The organism is Limnofasciculus baicalensis BBK-W-15, assembly GCF_024178385.1.
In the GTDB taxonomy this organism is placed as follows: Bacteria; Cyanobacteriota; Cyanobacteriia; order Cyanobacteriales; family Coleofasciculaceae; genus Limnofasciculus; species Limnofasciculus baicalensis.
In genome coordinates, this window is sequence record NZ_JAMZMM010000279.1 from 1 (window position 1) to 8,069 (window position 8,069).

General features: G+C 41.4%; 7 protein-coding genes. 6 read left to right on the forward strand and 1 reads right to left on the reverse strand.

The genetic code is table 11. From position 1 onward, the window contains the following. The 5 genes from sfsA to NJ959_RS21745 all read left to right on the forward strand — a co-directional run. Positions 1–505, forward strand: a 505-nt coding sequence (gene sfsA, locus NJ959_RS21720) for a DNA/RNA nuclease SfsA (protein ID WP_254013833.1), incomplete at its 5' end; no start/stop codon positions are given. Positions 506–681: 176 nt separating this feature from the next. Next, positions 682–1,602, forward strand: coding sequence for an NAD(+) kinase (locus NJ959_RS21730; RefSeq protein ID WP_254013834.1), 921 nt, complete (start codon positions 682–684; stop codon positions 1,600–1,602). 17 nt (positions 1,603–1,619) lie between these two features. Next, complete coding sequence (locus tag NJ959_RS21735; protein WP_254013835.1) at positions 1,620–2,507, forward strand: DNA adenine methylase; 888 nt, start codon at positions 1,620–1,622, stop codon at positions 2,505–2,507. Continuing rightward, positions 2,438–3,571, forward strand: coding sequence for a restriction endonuclease, SacI family (locus NJ959_RS21740; RefSeq protein ID WP_254013836.1), 1,134 nt, complete (start codon positions 2,438–2,440; stop codon positions 3,569–3,571). Before NJ959_RS21735 ends, NJ959_RS21740 begins: the two co-directional genes overlap by 70 nt. A gap of 63 nt (positions 3,572–3,634) precedes the next feature. Further along, on the forward strand, positions 3,635–4,942 hold the full coding sequence (locus tag NJ959_RS21745; RefSeq protein WP_254013837.1) for an aminopeptidase P N-terminal domain-containing protein: 1,308 nt from the start codon (positions 3,635–3,637) through the stop codon (positions 4,940–4,942). A gap of 104 nt (positions 4,943–5,046) precedes the next feature. Here NJ959_RS21745 and NJ959_RS21750 read toward each other — a convergent pair whose 3' ends face one another. Further along, complete coding sequence (locus NJ959_RS21750) at positions 5,047–5,808, reverse strand: Uma2 family endonuclease (RefSeq protein WP_254013838.1); 762 nt, start codon at positions 5,806–5,808, stop codon at positions 5,047–5,049. Between the two features lie 117 nt (positions 5,809–5,925). On the opposite strand from NJ959_RS21750, the gene NJ959_RS21755 reads away from it, so the two are divergent. Continuing rightward, positions 5,926–7,521: a peptide ligase PGM1-related protein gene (locus tag NJ959_RS21755; protein ID WP_254013840.1), complete on the forward strand. Its 1,596-nt coding sequence runs from the start codon at positions 5,926–5,928 to the stop codon at positions 7,519–7,521. Positions 7,522–8,069: the final 548 nt, after the last annotated feature.

Here is an 8,069-nt window from a genome sequence, read left to right on the forward strand (position 1 = left end):
GAATATTCCGGAAAATCGAGGTACTTGGGTTGGGATTAATACGAATTTCCCTAATCGGGTGATGAAATTAGTTTTAGAACAAAGGCTAATTAGTGAGTTGGCGACTAGCTATAATAAAATTAGCACAGAAGTGATTTATGGACGCGATCGCAAAAGTAGAATAGATTTCCTCTTAACTGGGGATGAGTCACAACTCCCCATATATTTGGAAGTTAAAAACGTTACTTGGTGTGATGGAAAATTAGCTTTATTTCCTGATACGGTAACCACTCGCGGACAAAAGCATTTGCGAGAATTGCAAGAATTGGTTCCTCAAGCAAGATCTGTTATGCTTTATTTTATTAATCGTGGAGATTGCGATCGTTTTGCTCCAGGCGATTCTACAGATCCAGTTTACGCTCAACTCTTGCGAGAGGCTGTTACTGCTGGTGTGGAAGTATTACCCTGTCGTTTTGATATTACGCCGGAGGGTATTCACTATTTAGGATTGGCTGAATTTCAATAGTTTGTTGTTTGTTGTTTGTTGTTTGTTGTTTGTTGTTTGTTGTTTGTTGTTTACTCTTAAACCAATAACCAATAACTAAAAACCAATAACTAAAAACCAACAACCAATAACAAATAACCAACAACCAATAACCAATAACAAATAACCAACAACCAATAACCAATAACCAATTAACAGTGCAACTAAACCAAGTTATTATCGTTCATAAAGCCAGAGATCCCTACAGCAAAATGTGGGCAGAAAAATGCGCCCGACAATTGGAAAAACGCAATTGCCGGGTTTTGCTGGGACCCAGTGGTGCAAAAGATAATCCATACCCCGTCTTTTTAGCATCTGGAATGCAAAATATCGATTTAGCAGTAGTATTAGGAGGGGATGGTGGCGCATTAGCAGCAGCAAGACATTTAGCCCCTGAAGGAATTCCCATTTTATCAGTGAATGTGGGAGGACATCTGGGGTTTCTGACGGAACCTTTTGATGAATTCAAAGATACAGAAGAAATTTGGGATAGATTGTTAGAAGATCGCTATGCTATCCAGCGACGCATGATGGTACAAGCATCAGTATTTGAAGGGGATCGGATTAATGTAGAGCCAGTTAGCGATTGCTATTTAGCCTTAAATGAAATTTGCGTGAAACCTGCCTCTGCGGATCGGATGATTACCTCAATTCTGGAAATGGAAATAGATGGAGAAATAGTAGATCAATATCAGGGAGACGGTTTAATTGTCGCCACGCCCACTGGTTCTACTTGCTACACTTTATCTGCTAATGGTCCTATTTTACATGATGGAATGGAGGCGATAGTTGTCACGCCAATTTGTCCATTAAGTTTGTCAAGTAGATCCCTGGTTTTACCTTCAGGTTCAGTTGTTAGTATTTGGCCTTTAGGGGATTATGAACTTAATACAAAATTGTGGATGGATGGAGTTTTAGGGACGGCAATTTGGCCTGGACAGCGGGTAGATGTTCGGATGGCAGATTGTCATGCTAAGTTTATTATTTTGCGTGAAAATAATTCCTATTACCAGACGCTGCGAGAAAAGCTTCAGTGGGCTGGTGCGAGAATTCGTTACGATAATAATCACCGGAATTAACTCAACCAATCAAGTCAATGACCAAACTAATCGCTTTTGGATGGTATGGGGGAAAATTTAACCACTTAAATTGGCTTCTACCTCTACTGCCAGAATCAACTCACTACTGTGAACCTTTTGGCGGCTCTGCGGCTGTTTTAATTAATAAAAAGCCGTCTCCTGTGGAAACTTATAATGACATTGATGGAGAAGTTGTTAACTTTTTTCGAGTTCTCAGAAATAATCCGGATGAACTTATTAAAGCCATCGGGCTAACTCCATTTTCTAGGGAAGAATTGAGAATTGCAGTAGAAGAATCAATTACAAATTTATCTGAATTAGAGAGAGCGCGTCGCTTTTTTGTTCGTGCCCGCCAAGTTAGAACAGGTTTAGCCCAAACAGCAACTGCTGGAAGATGGGCGCATTGCAAATTAACTAGCCGCGCCGGAATGGCGGGAGCAGTTTCTCGCTGGTTAGGAAGTGTTGAGGGATTATCTGAAATTGTGCAAAGGCTTTTGCGGGTTCAAATCGAAAATGCACCAGCAATTGAAGTTATTCAAAGATACGATAGTGAGGAAACTTTTTTCTATTGCGATCCTCCTTATCCTCATGAATCACGGGGAGATTCTAACGCTTATGGATATGAGATGACTGATAGAGAGCATCAAGAATTAGCTGAAGTACTTGGCAATGTTAAAGGTAAAGTTGCTCTGTCAGGTTACCATTGTGAATTGCTAGATACACTATATAAAGATTGGAATTATATTGAGAGCAATCCTAAACGGTGCTTTTCAGTCAAACAACCTCGAACGGAGGTACTTTGGATTAATTATAACCTTCCGCAGGAGACAAAGAAATGGGAGAACCAAGAGAAATCCTCAATGCCGCTTTTCGACGCGCTCTCAGTAACTTGGGACAGTCATTAGTTGCTGATGAAGAAATGAGAAATCGTGTTGATTATGTTGCTCGTAATCTAAAAAATCGGGCAGGGGTACGATTACTAATGGCTTGTTTGGTGGCAAAAATTCATCGACCAGAGCTAGATGTGAGAAAACCATACACTGAAATTGGTACTCCTGACGCTTTTTCCGGCAGAACTTATGACGAGCGTTACATAGCAGCTTTTATTAACGAACATAATTTACCCTGTAACAGCACCACGGCTTTTCTGACACCTGCACTGCGAAATCGAAATGTAATGCTCATAAAAGATCTTAATCTTTTAGGTAAACCACCTCAGCTATATGAATCAGTTCTCAATTTACTTGATGATGTTGCCAATAATAAAGTATCAGCCGAAGCTATTTTAGCTGAAACTATACGTTTGCTCATAACTGATAGGAATCAAAGACAGCAACGTATTGAGGCTTTGGTTAAGGAGCTAAAAACTACAGAGGATGCTCTACCTCTCTCGTCAGAAGATATAGTTAACTTAATCGAAAAGCACTTGAGCCTCAAGGGAACTAGCCGTCTTCCTGTTTTACTCGTAGCTGCTGCCTATCAAGCTGCCCAAGAGTATCTCAGAGAGAAAGTTTTAAAGCTACAATCTCATAATGCGGCTGACAGACAAACAGGTGCGATAGGCGATGTGGAAATTACTATTTTAGGAGATAATCAAGTTTTGACCAGTTATGAAATGAAAAGTAAGCGAGTCACCAAGGATGACATAGATAGGGCATTACAAAAGTTAGCTAATAGTGGCAGTCTGGTTAATAATTACATTTTTATTACCACCGACGTAATCGATGAAGAAGTGCAAAAATATGCGATATCTTTATATCATGAAACTGGAGGCATCGAATTGGTTATTCTAGACTGCATTGGTTTCCTTCGGCATTTTTTACACCTATTTCACCGATTGAGAAGTAGTTTTCTGGAAACCTATCAAGCCTTGATTTTAGCCGAGCCTCAAAGTGCTGTCAGTCAGCCAGTTAAAGAGGCTTTTCTGGCGATGAGACAAACAGCAGAAGCAGGTGTGGAAGAAGGTTAGCCGAAAATAATCATTTTTCCTGAGAAAGTTTTTTGAACAAATAGTCGATATCTTAAACACTGTATGATTCTACCAACCGAGTACAAAGCAAGACGCGAACAATTAATGAGCAAAATTGGCAACGGTACAGCGATATTTCGCAGTGCCCTCCCTGCCGTAATGCACCATGATGTCGAGTATAATTTTCGCCAAGATAGCGATTTTTTCTATCTGACTGGATTTAACGAAGCGGAAGCCGTAGCAGTCATTGCGCCTCATCACGCGGAACACAAATTTGTGCTATTTGTCCAACCTAAAGACTGGGAAAAAGAAGTTTGGACTGGTTATCGCACGGGTGTGGAAGTGGCAAAGGAAAAATATGGTGCTGATGAGGTTTTCCCGATTAATGAATTGGAGGAGAAGCTACCCAAGTATTTGGAAAAGGCGGATCGGATTTATTATCATGTAGGACGCGATCGCAATTTTAACAATACCATCATTTCCCATTGGCAGCGCTTGATGGCAACCTTTCACAAGCGGGGCACTGGACCAATGGCGCTAGAATCTACTAATCGGATTATGCAAGCCATGCGGATGATTAAAAGTCCCGCAGAATTGGCAATGATGCGCCAAGCAGTGGCTATTTCTGTGGATGCCCATAACCATGTTCGAGAGTTTGCTAAACCGGGACGTTACGAGTACGAAGTCCAAGCGGAATTAGAACATATCTTCCGAATCAGGGGTGGATTAGGACCAGCTTATCCATCTATTGTAGCATCTGGTGGTAATAGTTGTATCCTCCATTATGTGGAAAATAATCGACAAATGGAGGATGGAGATTTACTCCTAATTGATGCGGGTTGTTCTTACGGATATTACAATGCTGATATTACTCGTACTTTTCCCATTAGCGGTAAATTTAAGCCAGAACAAAAGATTTTGTACGAATTAGTATTGAAAGCCCAGTTAGCTGCAATTGCTCAAGTGAAACCTGGCAATACTTACAATCAAATTCATGATACTGCGGTGCGAGTATTAGTAGAAGGATTGATGAATTTGGGACTATTGGCTGGGGATATTGAGGAGATTATCAAAGAAGAGAAATACAAACCATTCTACATGCACCGTACCGGACATTGGTTAGGATTAGATGTTCACGATGCTGGTATTTACAGGCATGGAGCAGAAATTTGGCAGACTTTACAACCCAATCAAGTTTTGACAGTCGAACCCGGACTTTATATTAGTCCAGAAACTAAACCAGTGGAAGGACAACCAGAAATTCCTGACAGGTGGCGCGGGATTGGAATTCGGATTGAGGATGATGTTTTAGTTACCGAATCTGGATGTGAAGTCTTAACTGCTGGTGTGACTAAATTGATAGAAAGCTAATGGCTAATGGCTAATTGCTAATCACTAATCGCTAATTGCTAATCGCCATTGACTCTTAATTCTCCCCCTTCCCTATTAGGGAAGGGGGCTGGGGGGTTAGGTTATTACAAATTATCGGGATCTTCTCCCAATTCTCTTAACCTCGCCGCTAATCTTTCAGCACGTTGGGATTCCTCTTGGGCACGTTGAGATTCCTCTTGGGCACGTAGTTGTGCAGCCTCTTCTGGCAACAATACCAGATTGCCGGAGCGATCGTAAAATCGCAACCATACTGCTGTTTCTCGATCGATTGTACCCTCCCAAGTACCCAACCAAAAGCCTAAAGTTTCGCACCATAACCAACCTCGATTGTTTACCACCAAAGATTGATATTTTTGAGATCCGTCTAAATGCCATCCTTGTAAAGAATTAGGATTAAAAGGATTGAAGACAAAATAATCTGGCGTGCGGAAAACCTTCTCGTAAATGTCTTTCTTAATTCCCGTATCTATTGCGGCTGTAGAAGATGAAATCATTTCCACAATTACGTTTGGATAACGACCACCTTCTAACCAGACTACCCAACCTTGGCGGGGATAGCTACCATCAATATCCAAAACAGTAAAAAAATCAGATCCGCGAAAATCTCGGTTTCGTAATTGTTCGGTACTATAGTAAACGAACATATTACCACCTGTGAAGAAATCATTGCGATCCCGCCAAGCTTCTTGCAAGGACCGAATTAGGGTATTCATACCCAGGCGATGACGGTTAGTTTCCAAGGTTTCTCCATCGTCAAAAATCAAGTCTGTCGGTGGCATCTCCGGTTCCCATTCCACAACTTTTTCATCGTGTAATAGGCTAGCTTCTGTCACATTTGCTAACATAAAAAATTCTCCCTATTTTGGGTGAATTAGTTTGATAATATAATTATATATTAAAGTAATGGTAACAGATAATATAATATAGATAGTTTGTATCAAGATTCAAACGGATCGGGGGTAATAAGCGCAGTGAATCAGTCTTCCTCAGAATATGGAGCAGCATTTCGGAAACTTCAGGATCGATTGCGCGATCGCTGGCGTGGGATTAATCTAGTAGATCTCGACGATCGCGATATCTTAGTTATACCCTCCCTAACCCTGGATCAGCGGGAGTTACGGAAGGTACAAGGGTTTCTCCATTACGAGGAAAGATTATTATTTTCCTTAATTCGTTTACGCAATCCTCGCACTCGGTTAATTTACGTTACCGCAACTCCTTTATCACCAATAATTATTGATTATTATTTACAATTATTACCAGGAATTCCCTTTTCCCACGCCCGCGATCGCCTTTTGATCCTTTCTACTTACGATGCTTCCCTCAAATGCCTTAGTCAAAAGATTTTAGAGCGTCCTCGTTTAATGGAGCGAATTAGGCAATCTTTGCGTCCTGAAAAATCCTATATGGTGTGTTTTAATGCCACTAATTGGGAACGTGAATTATCAGTAAAATTAGGTATTCCTTTACTGGCAGCCGATCCAGATTTACTATATTGGGGGACAAAAAGTGGGAGTCGGGAAATATTTCAAATGAGCGGTATACCCTATCCCGATGGGAGTAATTTGGTATGGAATACTGAGGATTTAGCAGGAGCAGCGGCAGAATTGTGGGAACGCCAACCGCAGTTAAAACGGATGGTAATTAAACTCAATGAAGGGTTTTCTGGTGAGGGAAATGCTATTTTGGAATTGTCTAATATGACTGATGTAGCACCGGGAAATAGTTCTCATCAGCAACGGGTTTCCAGATTGAGCGATGCGATGGCATATTTACGCTTTCAAGGGGCTAATGAAACTTGGTCAAATTTTTCTAGTCGCATTCCTGAATTGGGGGTAATTGTGGAAGCCTTTATTGAAGGAGAGGAAAAGCGCTCGCCCAGCGTCCAAGGATATATTACACCATACAGCGAAGTAGAAATTCTCTCAACTCACGACCAAATTTTAGGCGGTCCCGATGGGCAAATTTATCTTGGTTGTCGGTTTCCGGCTGATGATGGCTATCGGTTAGAATTGCAGGAATTAGGGTTAAAAGTAGGTAAGATTTTAGCAGAGAAAGGGGCGATGGAACGCTATGGTGTGGATTTCGTGGCGGTACGTCGATCTGATAAATGGGATTTGCAAGCTATTGAAATTAATTTGCGCAAAGGAGGGACGACTCATCCATTTATGTCCCTGAGATATTTAACTAATGGCTGCTATAATTTATCAACAGGATTATATGATAGCGAACCTGGTTCTCATAAGTATTATTTGGCAACAGACAATTTACAAAAACCCCAATATCAAGGCTTGATTCCTAACGATTTAATGGATATTATTACTTACCATCGGCTCCATTTTGATAGCAGCACCAAAACCGGGATTGTCTTTCACCTGATGGGGGCGCTCTCGGAGTTTGGTAAACTGGGGTTAACCTGTATTGGCGATTCCCACCAAGAGGCGGAAGACTTATATAATCAGGTGGTGGAGGTGTTGGATCGGGAAACTCTCCCTGGTGGTGATGGTACTTACCAACCTTCTATTCCCAGTTTGCCCATCGCGTGGAGCATGAGTTAGGGGTGGGATTTTGCGCCAACCTGTAGGTGTTTTTTGGGAAGGGTGGAAATTTGCGGCTGTATTCATTATCTGGCAAGGGTTTGAAGGATTTACATCTGTTATGAGGTTCGCGCAAATCGTGAAAGCTTTACAGCAATTGAGTTTCAGGCTTTTTTTTCATAAGTTATCGCCCGAATGCTTCACCCCTACAGAAGTTACAATAGACAGAATCAAAACCAAGTCTATGGTAAAAAACAATAATTTGTAGGGGTGAAGCATTTGGGCGATATGATTAATCAAAAAACGACAATATTTATCTCCAAATGATTCACCCTGCCCACACTATAAATCTAACAGTAGTCAATTTCGCTGGTATCGATAGCGTTGAGGCTTCTTAAACTCATAACTTGCACGCCTTCCAATCAGCCTGGGCGATTGGAAATCGCAGCTACACTTTCCCAAGTCTGCCTGCGCAGACTAATTAAAAACCCGCACAGGCGGCTTTTCAACCGCTAATTATAGCAACCGCCAAGGCGGTTAGGACGCAAGGCGTAGAACATCATCGACCG